The 16943-nt window shown below is 60.0% G+C and carries 12 protein-coding genes and 1 pseudogene; 6 read left to right on the forward strand and 7 right to left on the reverse strand.

Features of this window, described 5'->3' with window-relative positions:
* From NW819_RS04965 to NW819_RS04980, 4 genes and pseudogenes are all read left to right on the forward strand, one after another.
* Positions 1–1054 (forward strand): annotated as a pseudogene (locus NW819_RS04965) (hypothetical protein); the annotation flags it as partial.
* A gap of 44 nt (positions 1055–1098) precedes the next feature.
* On the forward strand, positions 1099–1302 hold the full coding sequence (locus NW819_RS04970; RefSeq protein ID WP_011433302.1) for a type II toxin-antitoxin system VapB family antitoxin: 204 nt from the start codon (positions 1099–1101) through the stop codon (positions 1300–1302).
* A 2-nt stretch (positions 1303–1304) separates the two neighbouring features.
* Positions 1305–1700: a PIN domain nuclease gene (locus NW819_RS04975; protein ID WP_011433301.1), complete on the forward strand. Its 396-nt coding sequence runs from the start codon at positions 1305–1307 to the stop codon at positions 1698–1700.
* Between the two features lie 268 nt (positions 1701–1968).
* Positions 1969–7020, forward strand: coding sequence for a DEAD/DEAH box helicase (locus NW819_RS04980; protein ID WP_414413076.1), 5052 nt, complete (start codon positions 1969–1971; stop codon positions 7018–7020).
* Here the strand turns inward: NW819_RS04980 and NW819_RS04985 are convergent.
* The 3 genes from NW819_RS04985 to pds form a co-directional block, all read right to left on the reverse strand.
* A complete protein-coding gene (locus NW819_RS04985) occupies positions 7017–7832 on the reverse strand; it encodes an ABC transporter permease (protein WP_414342371.1) in 816 nt (271 codons plus the stop codon). The two genes, NW819_RS04980 and NW819_RS04985, sit on opposite strands and share 4 nt — an antisense overlap.
* 75 nt (positions 7833–7907) lie before the next feature.
* Positions 7908–8795 (reverse strand): phytoene synthase, encoded by an 888-nt coding sequence (locus NW819_RS04990; RefSeq protein ID WP_414388869.1) that lies wholly within the window; start codon positions 8793–8795, stop codon positions 7908–7910.
* 157 nt (positions 8796–8952) lie between these two features.
* The gene (gene pds / locus NW819_RS04995) at positions 8953–10371 is read right to left on the reverse strand and encodes a 15-cis-phytoene desaturase (RefSeq protein ID WP_414413077.1); all 1419 of its coding nucleotides are present in this window, start codon (positions 10369–10371) and stop codon (positions 8953–8955) included.
* A gap of 207 nt (positions 10372–10578) precedes the next feature.
* Between pds and NW819_RS05000 the strand changes: the two genes are divergently transcribed.
* The gene (locus NW819_RS05000; protein WP_414413078.1) at positions 10579–11817 is read left to right on the forward strand and encodes a phosphoglycerate kinase; all 1239 of its coding nucleotides are present in this window, start codon (positions 10579–10581) and stop codon (positions 11815–11817) included.
* A gap of 123 nt (positions 11818–11940) precedes the next feature.
* On the opposite strand, the gene NW819_RS05005 is transcribed toward NW819_RS05000, so the two are convergent.
* From NW819_RS05005 to NW819_RS05015, 3 genes are all read right to left on the reverse strand, one after another.
* Positions 11941–12291, reverse strand: a complete 351-nt coding sequence (locus NW819_RS05005) for a DUF1257 domain-containing protein (RefSeq protein ID WP_011433295.1) — start codon at positions 12289–12291, stop codon at positions 11941–11943.
* Between the two features lie 124 nt (positions 12292–12415).
* On the reverse strand, positions 12416–13927 hold the full coding sequence (locus NW819_RS05010; protein ID WP_414350810.1) for an AAA family ATPase: 1512 nt from the start codon (positions 13925–13927) through the stop codon (positions 12416–12418).
* Positions 13928–14125: 198 nt separating this feature from the next.
* Positions 14126–14497, reverse strand: a complete 372-nt coding sequence (locus tag NW819_RS05015) for a hypothetical protein (protein WP_041436554.1) — start codon at positions 14495–14497, stop codon at positions 14126–14128.
* Positions 14498–14675: 178 nt separating this feature from the next.
* On the opposite strand from NW819_RS05015, the gene NW819_RS05020 reads away from it, so the two are divergent.
* Positions 14676–14882 carry a hypothetical protein gene (locus NW819_RS05020; RefSeq protein ID WP_414342377.1) on the forward strand — a complete coding sequence of 69 codons (207 nt, stop codon included), beginning with the start codon at positions 14676–14678 and terminating at the stop codon, positions 14880–14882.
* A gap of 21 nt (positions 14883–14903) precedes the next feature.
* Here NW819_RS05020 and NW819_RS05025 read toward each other — a convergent pair whose 3' ends face one another.
* Entirely contained in the window at positions 14904–16772 is a 1869-nt protein-coding gene (locus tag NW819_RS05025; protein ID WP_414413079.1) for an ABC transporter ATP-binding protein, read from the reverse strand.
* Positions 16773–16943: the final 171 nt, after the last annotated feature.

Below are 16943 nucleotides of genomic sequence, written 5' to 3' on the forward strand. Positions count from 1 at the left end.
GAGAGGGGCCGGGGGTGAGGGCTACCTCCCCCTTTACGAAGCCAAGATGATCTGGCACTATGACCACCGCTACGGCACCTATGAGGGCGTGCGCGACCGCTCCAGCACCCAACTGCCCACGCCTGATGAGCACCAGCACGCCGACCCGCACTTTGTTGTCCAGCCCTGGTACTGGGTGCCGGCAGAGGAAGTGGAGGCTCGCCTGGGCGATTGGCGGCGCGGCTGGCTGCTGGGCTGGCGAGACGTGGCTCGCTCTACGGACGAGCGTACTGTTGTAGCGAGCATTGTCCCATGTGCTGGATATGGTGATAAGTTTTTACTCATGCTTTCAGAATTAGATGCAATAAGGATTTGTGCGCTTATGAGTCTTATGGCCTGTTTGCCATTTGATTATGTGTCTAGGCAAAAGGTTGGTGGAGTATCGCTGAAGTATTTCACGATGAAACAACTCCCTGTCCTGCCGCCGAGCGCCTACCGCGCCGAAGACCTGCGCTTCATCGTCCCGCGCGCGCTGGAGCTGGTCTACACCTCCTGGGACATGAAACCCTTCGCCGACGATGTGTGGAACGAAGCTGATGACGGGCTGCGGGCAGCCATCCATGCTGCGTGGGATGCAAACCGTATTGCTGTCGGCAGGCATGAATGGCGCCTGCCATCCTGGATCAGCGCTTACCCGGAGATCGAAACCAACCCGCAGAAGGGCATCCCCTTTCCGCCCTTTCGCTGGGACGAAACCCGCCGCGCCATCCTCCGCGCTGAACTGGATGCGTACTACGCCCGGCTCTACGGCCTCACCCGCAAGCAACTGCGCTACATCCTCGACCCGGCAGACCTCACCGAACGCGAACTGGAAGACATACTCGACCCGCGGGAAGAGGTGGCAGACCCGCTCGACCCGGCTGGCTACGCTACCCGCGCTGCTGCTAGCACCTTCCCCGGCGAAACCTTTCGCGTGCTGAAGGAGAAGGAGATACGTCAATACGGCGAATACCGCACCCGGCGGCTGGTACTGGAGGCGTGGGAGAAGCTGGCGCAGCACTCAACAAAAGCTTAAAATACACATACAAGCTGCATTTCTATACACACAAGTGGCTCCTCATGCGCACCAACATCGTCCTGGATGACGACCTGATCGAGCGTGCCCGCCAGGTAACCGGCCTCAAGACCAAGCGCGAGGTGATTCACGAAGCGCTGCGTGTCCTGATTCGCCTACACGAGCAAGCTGAGATCCGCAACTTACGCGGCAAGTTGAAATGGGAGGGCAATTTGCAGCAGCAACGCCTGTCGTGCCTGCAGGACTGAGGATGATCCTGGTGGACAGCACCATCTGGATTGATTACTTCAACGGCATTTCATCGCTTCACACCGACTATCTGGATTGGGCCCTGGATCAAACTCTTATCCTGGTGGGCGACCTGATTTTGGCAGAAGTCTTGCAGGGCTTTCGCAAAGATGCCGATTTCGAGCAGGCTCGCTGTGCTCTGGTGAAATTGCATCAGGTGCAAATGGTTAACCCCTCCCTGGCGGTGAAAAGTGCGCAGAACTTTCGCTTGTTGCGTCGCAAAGGCGTGACGGTGCGCAAAACAATAGACAGTTTGATTGCCACTTGGTGCATTGAGAACAATGTTCCGCTCCTCCACCACGACAGTGACTTCGATGGCTACGAGGCGCATCTAGGATTGCGGGTTATTCGTCCATGAGGCAGAGGTGGCCTTCTGCAGACCAGTTTTCTCTTGACATACCCCCTGCCTAAAGGCAAGGGATTCTGGTTCCTGCATTCGGAGAACGCTGCAGCCGTCGGCGGGTACTGGAGGTGTGGGGGAAGCTGGCGCATTGCCGATCCCACTTCGGAGATATCTTTTTGCCGTTCAGCGGGCCGTAGATCTTGGTGGGTGCGGTTTCAAACACCACTTGCGGCATCTTCAAGCTAGGCTTGAGCTAACCAAGCGGGCCTTAAGGGCAGATTCGATGTCCACCATCTTTGATCTCCACGCCACTGTTCTGGACGACTATCGCGATTTTGTCCGCTCCTTTTTTCTCATTGGCGACCAACGGGCGCAAGCCTTTGTGAATCAAGCTCTAGAGGAAGGGATCCACCTCTGGCCAGAACCCCTCCTCCAGCTCAGCCCTAGTTATGTATCTGGTCCAACCGTTGACGAGTTGGCCGAGGCGGGGCGCATTGCCCAAGAAACAGCCCGCATTTTCCGCTTTGAGGATGGCAGACCCTTCCGCCTCTACCGCCACCAGGAGGAAGCTGTTGCCAAGGCCCTAGCAGGCAAGAGTTTTGTCGTTACCAGCGGCACCGGCTCTGGCAAAAGCCTTTGCTACTTCTTGCCCATCATTGACAACTGGATTCGCCAGGGGGGATCCCTGGGCCAGGTGACGGCCCTGGTGGTCTATCCCATGAACGCCCTGGTTAACTCCCAATACCAGTCTTTACAAACTCTGCGCGAGCGCTACGAGCGCGCCTACCATCGCCCTTTTCCGCTGCGCTTTGCCAAGTACACCGGGGAAACTGCAGAAAGCGACCGGGAAGATCTGCGCCGGGATCCGCCCCAAATTCTGCTTACTAACTACGTGATGGCGGAGCTGCTTTTGGTGCGCCCCGAAGATCAGCGCTTTTTAAGTTCCAACGGGCTGCGCTTTCTGGTCTTTGACGAGCTGCACACCTACCGAGGCCGGCAGGGGGCCGATGTGGCCATGCTGGTTCGCCGCCTAAAAGGACGCTGTGGGGCCAAGAACTTGGTGCATATTGGCACCAGCGCCACCATGATCTCCCGACCAGAAGCCGACGCCCAGGAGCGCCGCCAGACTGTAGCCGCCTTTGCCAGCCGCTTTTTCGGCCATCCCTTTGGGCCGGAGCACGTCATTGAGGAAACCCTGGCCCCCCTCACCGAGGGCGGCCCACCCACGGTGGCAGAGCTGAAGAGCGCCCTGGACTTGCCTTGGCCTACAAACCAGGCCGATCTGCGCCGCCATCCCCTGATGCGCTGGCTAGAGTATGAGCTGGGCCTGGAGCAAAGTCCCGATGGCAGCTTCAGGCGCCGCGTGCCCAGGAAGCTTTCCAAGGTAGCCGCCCAACTGGCAGAGCTGACCAGCACTACCCCTGAGAGCTGCACCGAGTCCCTACGCCAGTTTCTGGCCCACGCCAGCAGCCTGCGGGAGGGCTCTAGCCGCGGCCCGGCCTTGAAGTTGCACCAGTTTATCTCCCAGGGCCGCACCCTCTATGCCACCCTGGAGAGTCGGGACAAGCGGCAGTTTTCCCTGGAAGGACAAGTGCAAGCAGGGGAAGGAAAGCTGTTTTTCCCCGTCAAGTTCTGCCGCCACTGTGGCCAGGACTACTACCACGTCCTCAGGTCAAAGACTCACTTCCTGCCCTATCCTCTGGGGGAAGAGGTTGAGGAAGGCGAAGACCAGCAGGCCGGCTACCTCAGCTTGGATCCTCTTGACAACGAGTGGTCGCTGGAGCAGATCCCCGAAGACTGGTACACCCCTGAGGGCAGACTCAGGTCCAACTGGGGAAAGCGCGTCCCCCAAGCCGTCTGGGTGCGCCCGGATGGCTCCTTTTCCGAGTACCCCCAGGCGGAGGCGCAGAAGATGTGGTGGCAGCCCCAGCCCTTTTCTCTTTGCCTAGCTTGCGGCGAGTACTACAGTGAGCGGGAGCGGGAGTTCGCCAAGCTGGCTTCCCTCTCCAGCGAAGGCCGCTCCAGCGCCACCACCATTCTGGCCACTTCTCTGCTGCGCCATGCCGAGCAAACCCAGGCCGCTTGCAGCAAGCTGCTGACTTTTACCGACAACCGCCAGGACGCCTCCCTGCAGGCCGGCCACTTCAACGATTTTGTGCATGTGGCCCTTCTGCGGGCCTCGCTCTATGCTGCCCTCCTCAAGAAAAAAGAGCTGGGCTTTGACGAGGTGGCCCAGGAAGTGGTGCGGGCTTCTGGCCTGGAGCTTGCCGACATTGCCCAAAACCCGGCTTTGGATCCCGACTCGCCCAGTGCCGAGGAAGTGTGGCAGACCTTTAGCGAGCTAACCGAATACCGGCTCTATGAAGATCTGCGGCGCGGCTGGCGGGTTACCCACCCCAACTTGGAACAGGTGGGCCTGCTGAAAATCGAGTACCGCGGCCTCGGGGAGCTCTGCCAAAATTCAGCCCTGGCTTCCCTTCACCCCTGGTTTGCCCAAGCCAGCCCTGACGAGCAAGAGCAACTGCTGCGGGCTCTGTTGGATCAGTTTCGGCGCCAATTGGCCATCGATGTGCCCGTGCTCAAGGCAGAGCCCCAGAGAAGGCTGCGCCGGCGCGCCCAGCAATATCTCAATGAGTTTTGGGGCCTGGAAGAGCATGAGGAGTTGCGGACGGCTCGCTTCTTTGTGCGCCAGAACCCTTCCCGGGAAAACGGGCAAATGCTCAGCCTGGGCCCCCGCAGCACCATTGGTCGCTTCCTCCGCAGGCGCCTTGATCTGAACCAAGAAGCCTACGACAGGTTTTTAGAGTCCCTGCTTTCTCTCCTAGTTAGCTACGACCTGCTGCGGCGCCACTCGGAGAATGGCCAGGAAGCCTACCAGCTCAACGCTGGCTGTCTGCGCTGGTGCCTGGGCGATGGCTCGCCGCCGCCAGATCCTCTGTATTCCCGCCGGGCCGAGCAGAGCGGCTACTCCTCTGCCCGCCGCCCCGTTAATCTCTTTTTCCAGCGCCTCTACCAGGCCGGGGCAGCAGGGCTGGGATCCCTGGAGGCTAGGGAGCACACTGCCCAAGTGGTTCGGCCAGGAGAGCGGGAGCAGCGAGAAAGGCGCTTTCGCGGGGAGGATCAAGCTCGACGCCTTCCCTATTTGGTGTGCTCGCCAACCCTGGAGTTGGGGGTCGATATTGCCGATTTGGATCTGGTACATCTGCGCAACGTCCCTCCAACGCCGGCCAACTACGCTCAGCGCAGTGGACGCGCAGGCCGCCAGGGGCAACCGGGGCTAATCGTAACGTATTGCAGTGCTTTCAACAGCCACGACCAGTACTACTTCCGCCGCCGCGCCGAGATGGTGGCCGGTCGAGTGCGCCCTCCCCGCCTGGATCTAGCCAACGAATCGCTGCTGCGCGCTCACATCCACGCCGTTTGGTTGGCTCAGGTGCGCCTGCCCCTAGGCAATTCCATTGAAACCGTCATCGACGCGGATCGGGAAGAGCTGCCCCTCAGGGAGACAGTGGCCCAGCAAATCCAACTTGAGGAGTCTGCCCGCCAACAAGTGAAGGAGCAGGTGCAGAAGCTGCTGGCCGCCGATCGCCAACTCCTAGATAAAAGCGGCTGGTTTAGCGAGCGCTGGCTTCAGCAGGTCATTGAAGAGGCACCCCAGGCTTTTGACCGAGCTTTCGATCGCTGGCGAGAGCTCTATCGGGCTGCCACGCAGCAGTTGGAAGCCGCTAACCGCCAGCTCCAGACGACTCGCCAAAAGAAAGACCAACAGGAAGCCGAGCGCCGCCAGCAAGAAGCCCTGCGCCAGCGCAACTTGCTGCTGCAGATTGGAACCCAGCGGGAGGAAAGCGACTTCTATCCCTACCGCTATTTGGCTAGCGAAGGCTTCTTGCCCGGCTACAACTTCCCTGCCTTGCCGGTGCGGGCCTGGGTGCCCCGCGGCAGCGAGGGCGAGTTCATCGCCCGGCCTCGCTTTTTGGCTATCCGCGAGTTTGCTCCCCACAACTTCCTCTACCATGAGGGCTGCCAGTGGGAAGCAGTGGCGTTTCAGGCTCCGCCCGGCGGCCTGGAGGAGCGCAAAAGTAGCCACAAGCTCTGTTTTAGCTGTGGGGCCTTTGCCGATCCCCACCTGGATTGCTGCCCCGTCTGCGGCACCCAGTTCGATGGGCAAAACAGCCTCTTTACCCAGCTTCTGGAAATGCCCAATGTGCGCATGCGGCGGCGGGATCGCATCACAGCTGACGAAGAGGAGCGGCGGCGGCAAGGCTACGAGCTGCAGACCTTCTTCCAGTTTGCTCCCGAAAGCTCTGGCTACCGCGTCCAAGAAGCTGATGTGCTGAGCGGACAAACTCCCCTGCTGCAGTTACGCTATGCCCCGGCGGCCACCCTGCTACGCATCAACCACGGCTGGCGGGGAAGTGGAGGGCGCGGCTTTTTGGTCAACTTTGAAAATGGGGAAGTTCCCTCGCGAGCTCAGCTTGAGCGGAACAGGGCAGGCTCGTCCAACCCAGTCCCCCTGCAGTCCATTCGCCTGGCGGTGCGCAGTACCCAAAACCTGTTGCTGGTGCGCCTGGTTCAGCCAGGGGTGGAGAATCCGCAGGCCCTGGAGACCACCCTGCGCTATGCCCTCAAGCGAGGGATCGAAGAGACCTTTGAGCTAGAAGAGACAGAGCTGGCCGCCGAGTGCATCGGCCAGGGATCCCATCAGGCCATGCTCTTCTACGAAACAGCAGAAGGGGGCGCTGGCGTCCTGCGGCGCCTGGTGGAAGAGCCCCAGGCTCTAGCGGAAGTGGCCCAAGTGGCGCTGGAGATCTGTCACTTCCAGCTTTCAGAGGCCGGGATCCAAGACCTGCGGCCCGAATGCCGAGCAGCCTGCTACGAATGCCTGCTCAGCTATGCCAACCAACGGGAAGCGCTGCAGCTTGACCGCTATCAGATCCGGGATCTTTTGGGCCTGCTGGCCAACAGCCGCACCGAGCTGCGCTCCCTGGGTCGCTCCCGCCAAGAGCACCTGGAGTGGCTGCGCCAGCTCCTGGACCCTCGCTCTGAACTGGAGCGCCGCTTTCTCGAAACGCTGGCAGCAGGAGGGTATCGGCTGCCTGAGGATGCCCAGAAAGCCATTGCCGATCCCGACTGCGTCGTTGACTTCTTCTACAGCCCCAACATCTGCATCTTCTGCGATGGCCCAGTCCACGACCAGCCTGCCCAAGCGGAACGGGATCGCCAACTGCGCTCGCAGCTGCAGGGACGGGGCTACCGCGTGCTTGTTCTGCGCTACAACCAAGATTTGCAAGAGCAGCTGGCTCGCTACCCAGAAGTATTTGGCAAGGGCAGCTAGTCCTGCTGGTGGGAAAACAGATAAGCTCCCACAAAAGCCAGGATTACCGCCAAGCCGCCCAAAACTCCCACCGTGTACCAGGGAAACTCCGCAAGCGGCTGGTAGGCGGCTGCCCGCATGCCAATGCTGGCGTAGGAAAGGGGCAGGCAATAGACCAGCACCTGCAGGTAGGTCGGCAACTGGGCGGGATCGAAAAAGGTGGCCCCTAGGAAAGACATGGGCGTAATCAAAAAGTTGGTGAGCACGCCCACACTCTCCAGGCTGGGCACCTTCAAGCCAGCAATTACCCCAATGCCGGCAAAGACGGCGCAATCCAAAAGTAGAACCAACAGCGACAAGGGGTGAAGCAGGCCCCAGGCCCCCGTACCCAGCACCCCCACCGCCAACACCCCCAAGGCCGTCAGCAGGCCGCGGGCAATGCCCGCCAGCACCTTGCCCAGATGCAAAGACAAGGGGTGCACCGGCAACAGCAGCAGCTCTTCAAAGCTCTTGGTAAATAGCCGCGATCCACAAATGGAGAAGGTGGTGCCGGCAAAGCTGATGGTCATGGCTGAAAGAGCCACCATCCCCGGCAAGATAAAGCGCAAATAAGAACCTGCCGCCGTGGATCCGGCCACCTCGGCCAAAGCTTCGGCCCGCAGGGATCCCCCCAAGCCCACCCCAAAGGCAACAATGTAGATGAGGGGAGCCACCAGCCCCGAGGCCACCACCTGCCAAACTCGCCCCCGCAGATCCAGCCAGTCGCGCCAGAAGATGGTTAAACTGTCTTCCCAGATTCGCTGATAGGGTAGGGTCAGGGCACGGCTTACCATAGGTTTTCTTCGCTGTATAAGAGGTCTTCTTGTTTTCTGCTGCCGCGGCCGTGGGGAACTGCTTGCTGCTCCCTACTAGTAACCGTAGTAGTTGGAGCGCCGCGACCGCCACCAGGCCACCGGCAGCGCCAATGCCTTGCTGAGAGTGGACACGTAAGCGCGGGTGCGAAAAACCTGGTAGTGGTTGCGCTCGATGGCGTTGAGAATCTGCCGGTAGAGCATCAAGGAAGCGGCTACCGGCCAGCGGGAGTCCGGCTGCAGGGTAGGGATCCCCCGTTCCGCTTGGGCATAGAGCTCTCTAGCCCGCCGGATCTCATAGTCCATCAAAGCCATCCAGCGCTCGTCAATAACATAGTTAAACAGGTCCCGCTCGGAGTAGTTGAAGCGGCGCAGATCTTCCAGGGGGATGTAGATCCGCCCGCGGCGGGCGTCCTCTCCCACATCCCGCAAGATGTTGGTTAGTTGCATGGCGATCCCCAGCGCCACCGCCTCCTCGCGGCCATCCCGGCCCGGCACAAACCCCATGATCTCCGAGCACATCAGCCCCACCACCCCAGCCACGCGGTAGCAGTAGACCCGCAGATCCTCCCAGGTGGCGTAGCGCCGCGTATCCAAGTCCATGCTCTGCCCCCGCAGCATCTCGCGAAACGGCTCGATGGAAAGGCGGTAGGTGCGGATGGTGTGGATCAAAGCGAGGTCCGTGGGGACTTGCGGCTCGCCTCCCTGGAAGAGCGACTCCAGATGGGATCCCCACTGCTCCAGCTTGCTGCGGGTGACCTCCACCTCTGCCTGGCTGGCTTCCAGTCCATCCAGCAACTCATCGGTTTGCCGCAGCCAAGCGTAGATGGCCCAGATGGCCCGCCGTTTGGACTGGGGCAAGAGCAGGGATCCCAAGTAAAATGTCTTGGCGTGCTTGGCCGTGATCTGGCGACAGAGGGCAAAAGATTGCTCAAGCGGACTCATCTGGCTGATCTCCAGGGGCGCAGGGCCAGGATAGAGAAGGAAGGGAAACGGCGAGGGCACATATCAACACTACGGGAAAGCGGACGCCGCGGATAGCCTAGAAGAGGTTGTGGGGAAAAGAAAGATTCGAAAGGCATAGGAGGCGGACGGCGGAGAGCTAGACCCCCGCAGCTGCCAGAGTTGAGGCCGAGACAGAAGCGCGTTGAAATGGGATCCCCTTGTTGATGGCCTCCGCCGCCCACTTGCCGGAGAGGATGGCCCCCTCCATGCTGCCCAGGAAGGGCTGTAGGGTGTAGCTGCCCGCCAAGAAGAAGTTGGGAATAGGGGTAACTTGAGTGGGGCGATACTGCTGTCTGCCAGGGGTAGCCTTGTAGACCGAGCGCGGCGTTTTCACCACCACCCACTTGCGCACGCGGGCGGGGTTGGGGCCGGTAAGGTGCTGGGGAAAGAGTTTTTTCAGTTCCTCCAGCGTGGCGGCAAAGATCTCCTCATCGCCGCGATCAATCCACTCGGCAGCCGGAGCCAGCACCAGCTCCAACATGGACCGCTCCGGATCGGCATAGGCCCGGCAGGTGTTGCTCATGTCGGCATACACGCTCAATAGCGGCGAGCGGGAAAACAAGGAGTGATCGATGTGAGTAATCTTGCGGTCAAACCAGATCTGCAGGCTAATTACTGGCACCCCCTCCAGTTCACGCAGCTTTTGAAAAAAGGGGATCCCCCACCACTGCGCCGGCAGCAGCTCCTTGAGCGCGTCCACCGAAAGGGCCGAGACATAGGCATCGGCAGTCACCTCCACCGGCCCAGAGGGGGTGGCTAAGCAAAACCCGGCCACGCTGTTATCGAGGTTGAGACGAATGTCCTGCAACGCCGCCTTCAAATGCACTTCCCCCCCACGGGCGACAATGTAGTCCACCATCGGCTGGCAGAGCCGCTCTGGGGGAGCGCCGTCTAGGTAGGCAATTTTGGAGCCATCCTTCTGCTGCAAAAAGCGGTTCAGGGCGGTCAGGGGCACCATGGCCGAGATCTCATCCGGGTTGATGAAGGCCAGGGCCTTGGAGACGGCAATGAAAATATCGGTGTTGACCCGCTCGTCAATACCCTGCCGCCGCAGCCATTCCAAGAGGCTATAGCGATCCATCTGCTCCACATAGCGCTGGCCGCGAATCATGGCCGGCACCAGCCCCAGGGCAAACTTCACCTTTTCCCCCCAGGTGAGCATGTCGTTGTTGCGCAAGATGCCGACAATGGCGTTGAAAGGAGCGGGAATATCCGGCAGGTCAAAGCGGGAATAGGTGCCCGGCTTGTCCGGCTGGTTGAAAATCAAGCTGTGTTCCTTCCACTGCAGGCGATCGGAGATGCCCAGCTCCCGGAACAGCTGCAACGTGTTGGGGTAGGCGCCAAAAAAGTTGTGCAGCCCCGTCTCGATCCAGTCGCCGTCGGCATCTTTCCAGGCAGCCACCAGGCCACCCAAAACATCCCGCCGCTCAAAGAGGAGCGGTTGATGCCCGGCATCGCAGAGATACTTGGCACAGGCCAGCCCGGCCAGCCCGCCACCAGCAATGGCAACACGCATGAGGGTAACGACAAAGCAACATTTTTATTCTATTTGCAAACCGTTACAATCGCTGAGGCCAAGGGTCAGACGGAAGGCCAACCCGGCACCAGCAGCAGGACAAGGGGATCCCGAAGCCCATCTGTCTCACTGCCGGGATCCCAATCGCTGGTAGGATACATACGGAAGAAAAAATAAAGACTTTCTGCAGTCCGGGGGAAAACAACGATGGCCAAACAAACACTGGGATCCCTGCTGTCATCCGGCTTTGATCTGGCCGGCAAGCGCGTGCTGGTGCGAGCCGATTTCAATGTCCCCTTGGACGCCCAGGGCAACATTACCGATGACACCCGCATTCGGGCTGCTCTGCCCACCGTCCAGGCCCTCACCCAGGCAGGCGCCAAAGTGATCCTCACCAGCCACCTGGGCCGCCCCGTCAAGAAGGACAAAGAGACAGGCGCGGTTAAGGTCGCCCGCGAGGGCAATAGCCTGGCCCCCGTAGCCACCCGTCTTTCTCAATTGCTGGGCCAGCCGGTTGCCTTTGCCCCCGACTGCATCGGCCCTGAGGCCGAGGCGGTAGTGAACCGCCTGGAAAACGGCCAGGTGGCCCTGCTGGAAAACGTCCGCTTCTACCCAGAAGAGGAGGACAACGACCCGGAATTTGCCCGCAAGCTGGCCTCACTGGCCGACCTGTTTGTCAACGACGCCTTTGGCAGCGCCCACCGCGCCCACGCCTCCACTGCCGGCGTCACCGCCTACCTCCAGCCTGCTGTGGCCGGCTACCTGGTGGAAAAGGAGCTGCAGTTTCTTTCGGGCGCCATCGAGAATCCGCGGCGCCCCTTGGCGGCCATCATCGGCGGCTCCAAAGTGTCCAGCAAAATCGGCGTCATCGAGAGGCTGCTGGAGAAGGTGGATAAGCTCCTCCTCGGCGGCGGCATGATCTTTACCTTTTACCAAGCCCAAGGGATCCAAACCGGCAAGTCTTTGGTGGAAACCGACAAGCTGGATCTGGCCCGCTCCCTGATGGAAAAAGCCAAAGAGCGGGGGGTGGAGCTGCTGCTGCCGGTGGATGTGGTGGTAGCCGATAGGTTTGACAAAGATGCCCAGGCCCAGACCGTTTCCATCCACGCCATCCCCGAGGATTGGATGGGCTTGGACATCGGCCCGGAATCGATCAAAGCCTTCCAGGCTGCCCTGCAGGGGTGCCAAACCGTGGTCTGGAATGGGCCGATGGGCGTGTTCGAATTCGACCGCTTTGCCCTGGGCACAGAAGCCATCGCCCGCACCCTGGCCGATCTCACTCAAGCGGGAGCCACCACCATCATCGGCGGCGGCGACTCGGTGGCTGCCGTGGAAAAAGTGGGCCTGGCCGACAAAATGACCCATATCTCCACCGGTGGCGGAGCCAGCCTGGAGCTATTGGAAGGGAAGGTGCTGCCCGGCATTGCCGCTCTCACAGAAGCGTAGGTTCCTCCTTCGGGTCGCAGCCCCTCCAATCCAAAAACCAAGCCAAAAAGTAGGGGCTGGATTCAGCCCCTCCTAACTTTAGTCGGTGTAGATCGCTGCAGCGATGGCGAGACAGGATCCGGCTTAGTGCACCACCACTTTAACGTTGGCGTTGTTCAGGCCAGGACGCTTCACCTCGGCCAAGGTCTTGTTGACGGCGTACTTCTGGTTGATGGAGTTGATCAACTCGGTCTGGTTGTGCTTCTTGGCCACGCCCCACAAATCGGCAATCAGGTCGTAGGAACCGTCGGGATTCTTCGACCAGCCCAGATCGTAGTCGCCTTCCAACTGAGCCACGATGTCAGCGCGAACACGCTGGCCGTTGTAGCCACGCACGTCGGCGTTCAGCTTAACGGTGTAGCCGAGATCGCGCAGAGAGTTGATCAGGACTTGACCGTCAGTGATTTTGGTACGCAGGGTGCTAAAATGAGACATGGTGTTTCTCTCCTGTGTGTAGGGGTTGGAACATCGACACAAACAATGGGCACTGTTCTTTGGGGAAGGTTTGGGCCCTGCCGTCCCTGCTTCTGTCAAGGTAGCTTTGGATCCTCACCTCCTCCTAGAACTCCAGCCGCTGGTACTCGGCTACAGAGGCCGCTGCAGGCCGAGCCCGCTGCTGGGCCCATTCCCTCAACGCTACCACTTGCTCCGTCATGGTGCGAGATAGCGGTTGAGTTGCTTTCGTTGCTGCCAGAATGTCCAGCTGGGTAAACTCACGGTTCTGGGCAAACGCTTCGTACATGGCAGCAATCAAAACTTGTTCGATCTCTGCGCCGGAGAAGCCTTCACAGGCGGCAGCTAGCTGGCGCAGGTCAAAGCGGCTGATATCGCGCCGCCGCTTCTGCAGGTGGATCCGAAAGATCTCGATGCGCTCGTTGATGTTGGGCAAGTCCACGAAGAAGATTTCGTCAAAACGGCCCTTGCGCAAGAATTCGCCCGGCAGACGGTCCACACGGTTGGCGGTGGCCATGACAAAGACCGGCGAGCGCTTCTCCTGCATCCAGGTTAGGAAAGAGCCAAAGATGCGGCTGGAGGTGCCCCCGTCAGAATCGCTGGAGCCTGCTGATCCAGCAAAGGCTTTGTCCAGCTCGTCGATGAAAAGGATGGCAGGGGCGAGAGATTCAGCAGTTCGCAGGGCACTGCGCAGATTCGCTTCCGATTTGCCCACCATGGAGCCATCATAAACGCGGCCCATGTCCAGACGCAGCAGGGGCAGGCCCCAGAGACGGGCAGTGGTCTTGGCGATCAGCGACTTACCGCAGCCAGGCACGCCCAGGATCAGCATACCCTTGGGTTGAGGCAGTCCATAGGCGCGGGCCCGCTCAGTGAAGGCCTCAGAACGTTGCAGCAGCCAGCGCTTCAGCTCTTCCAGACCGCCAACGGCGTCGATGGTCTCGTCCTCTTCGATAAACTCGAGAATGCCGTTGCGCCGGATCAGCTGCTTCTTCTCAGAGAGGATGATGTCTACTTCTGCCTCGGTGAGGCGACCATGCATCACCACAGCCTTGCGGTAGACTTTTTCTGCCTCGTCCTGCGTTAGGCCCAGGGCCGCCTTGAGCAACTTTTCGCGGGTATCAGGAGCCAAAGGCAGGGAGCGCGGGATCTGCTCCAGCTGGCGGTTGAGGGCGCGCTCCAATGTGGCCATGTCCGGCAGGGGGAAGTCCACTACGCAAATGTCTTTCTCCAGCTCGACCGGGATCACCTGCACCGGCGACATGAGCAGGATGGTTTTGTGGGATCCCTTCAGGCTGGCAATAGCATCCCGCAGCCAGCGCTTCACCTCGGTGTTGTCCAAGAAGTCATGTAGGTCTTTGAAGACGCAGATGGCGGGATCCTTTTGCTCCATTACCCACTGGATGGCGGGCTGGGGGGATTGGGTGTTGTGCTGGGTGAGGCTGCGGGGGTTGCCGTATTCGACGATGCCGTGGGTAACTGTCCAAATGAATAGGCGACGCTGAGGCTTAAGGGTGCGGGCAATTGCTGCCAGAGCCGCTTCTGCCCGTTCCTCCTCTGGAGTCAGCAGGTACAGCAGTGGGTATTGAGCTTGAATGAGGATGCTTAGCTCTTGCATGGGAAACACCAACTGCAGAGGGGAAATTTCAGGAGCCGCCAGAACGGTTGAAAAATGGGGTTCGAGTTGCCTAGGTATTGGATTGCACTTGGGAGTACGCCCTTGTTGGATGGATTTTGAGAGGATTTTAGAAGCCTTCTGTGTTGCTGTCTGCTCCTATCAGCTCAAGTTCCTGAAGGGGGCCCGCTTGGGAGCGTTCTAGCAGGGTACCAGAGCATCCTGCCGTTGCTCTTCCGAGCCAGCAGCCGATCCCCAGTATTCTGGCTCCACCTCTTCAAGGATGGCTTCGGCAGCCGATGTCTGGTGCAGGGAAACCACCTCTCCATCGCGGATAACAAATGGGTGACTACACTTGGGACATTGATGGACACGATAGGCGCTACCTTGTACCCCTTCAATGACCTCTGGGTGAAGCAGATAGAAGGTAATGGCCTTCTCTGCCACTGCCGACATCGGCTCCCGCTCCACGGCAGCCCGAATCTTCAGATTCCGGTGCAGCTCAGGTGAGAGATACAGGGTCACCTTCTGCTTGGACTCTGTGCCTTCCACTACCTCTGGCCGATGATTCATGGCTAACCGCTTTCTTTGAATTGCTTGCCAAACTTGGGGCCTATCATAGCCAGTCTGCCGGCTTGACGGCAAGTTTTTAACAATCTGTAACAAACAATTTTCTTGATGGCCCTCTGTGGATACCTGTGGCTGGGGGAGTAGGCTAGGTGGAAGACAAGGAGCGGAATGTCCAATCCCTATGGAACGCTTGATCAACACCCTCAGCAAAAATTTCTCTAGCTGGGGCCGCCGTGCCCTGGTGCAGGCCGGCGATGGTTTGGCCAGCTTGAGAGACACTGCCGTGGATAACGGCAATCTGTTACTCTGCAAGGCTCGCATCGCGTTCGCGGATGCCAGCTTCACCACCCTAAAGGCAATTCGGTCTCGCTTTGGCGCCAGTCGCTGACGGTTGGGCAGAAGCACCCTGCTAGCCGCCCAGATCTTGCAGCCGATAGAGGCTGGCATAGAGCCCGCTGAGGGCCATGAGCTCGGCATGGGATCCCTGCTCTTTGAGTTCCCCCCGCTGCAGAACCAAGATGCGATCCACATCGCGGATGGTGGAAAGGCGGTGGGCGATGATCAGGGCGGTGCGATCCCGCAGCAGGGTGTCTAGAGCGGATTGCAGGAGGGCTTCGGTGCCCACATCCAGGCTGGCGGTGGCTTCGTCCAAAACCAAGATTTTGGGATCCCGCCACATGGCCCGCACAAAGCTGATAAGCTGTTTCTGGCCGCTGGAGAGGTTGCTGCCCCGCTCTCGCACAGGGGTGGCGTAGCCTTGGGGCAAATTGCGGAGGAAGTCATGCAGGTTGAGTTGGCGGGCGACCTGCTCCACTGCCGCTAGATCTGCCTTCTCTCCTAGGGTGATGTTTTGCTGGATATCCCCGGAAAACAAAAATCCATCCTGCAGGATTACCCCTAGGTGGCGGTGCAGCTCAGCCTGGGGGAGATCCCGAATATCAACGCCGTCAATGCGAATAGATCCCTGGGTTACGTCGTAGAGGCGGCAGAGCAAGCGGATGATGGAGCTTTTCCCGGCTCCCGTGGGCCCCACCAGGGCCACTTTTTCTCCGGGGCGGATGGTGAAGGTGAGGTCTTTCAGCACCCACTCCCCGGGGTTGTAGGCAAACCAGACGTGCTCGAACTGCACCTCTCCTCTGGCATTGGGGGGCAAGTGGCGGGGCTGAGCGGGATCCCGGATGGCGACCGGCAGGCTGAGGATGGCGTCGATGCGCTCGACGGCGGTGAACCCCGCCTGCAGGGCGGTGAACTTTTCCGCCAACTGCCGCAGCGGGTTGAAAAACCGTTGCGAAAAGAGAATAAAGGCGTAGAGGCTACCGAAGGTGAGGGGTTCCCTGGGCAGGGGCAGGGATCCCGTCCATCCCCCTCCAAGTGAGCCCCTACCGGCTGACATCACCTGCTGCCCGCCCACCCAGAGCAAAGCCGCCACGGCCAGCCAAGACACCCACTCCAAAACGGCAGAAAGGGCAGAATCATAAAGGATGGTTTGATCCACTTCCCGGATGTAGCGGCGGTTCATGGTTTGAAAAATCTCGCTATTGAGCCGCTCCCGCCGAAACAGTTGCACCACGGTAATGCCCAAGATGTTCTCCTGGATCCAGGAGTTCAGCTTGGAGAGTTCTTCGCGCACGCGAAAGTTGGCATCCCGAAAGCGGCGCTGCAACTCGAGGACAACGGCGCTGATGGGCAGGACGATGAGGATTAGCAGCAAGCCCAGATCCCAGCGTTGGCTGAGCATGACCACCGCGATCACCCCCAGGGTAAACAGGTCGCTGACGATGCCGACGGCACCGGTGGAAAAGACATCTCCCAGGGCTTCCACGTCGCTGGTGATGCGGGTGATCAGCTTACCCACCGGGGTGCGGTCGAAAAACTGAGCCGGCAAGGCCAGAATGTGGGCGAAGAGATCGTCGCGGATGTCGCGGGTCATCAACTGCCCCAGCTTTTGGCTGACATACCCTTCCAGGGCTTGGAAGAGCCAGCGAACCAGTACCGTTAGGATCAACAGCCCCACATAGGGCCAAAGGTCGGAGAGGATCCCGGCCTCACCCTGTTCCAGAGCCTGGGCAATGGGGCCATCCAGAGCCCGCTGCAGAATCAAGGGCTGCACCGCATCCGCCAGCGCCAAGGGAGGCAGAAAGGCCAAGGCGGCCAACAGTAGCTTCAGGTGCCGACGGGCGTAGGGCCAGAGGAGCTGCAGCAGCCGCCAATCGCTTTCTCGCCGCGGGCGGGGATCCCTACTTAAATCGGTATCGGGGGGAGAGGCGGCAAGGCTCACAGGCTTACACCCGAGAACAACAAAGACAACTCATAGAGAGCACTGATCTACTCTAAGCGCTCTCCCTGAGGGAGAGGGAGTTTGGGATCCGCAAGGGTTTCCTCGCCATTGGGAATGGCTATAGCTGCACCCCTAATGGCTCTGGGACGGACGGAAAACTGGCCGCTTCAG

Source organism: Synechococcus sp. R8-2, from assembly GCF_047461715.1.
In the GTDB taxonomy this organism is placed as follows: Bacteria; Cyanobacteriota; Cyanobacteriia; order Thermostichales; family Thermostichaceae; genus Thermostichus.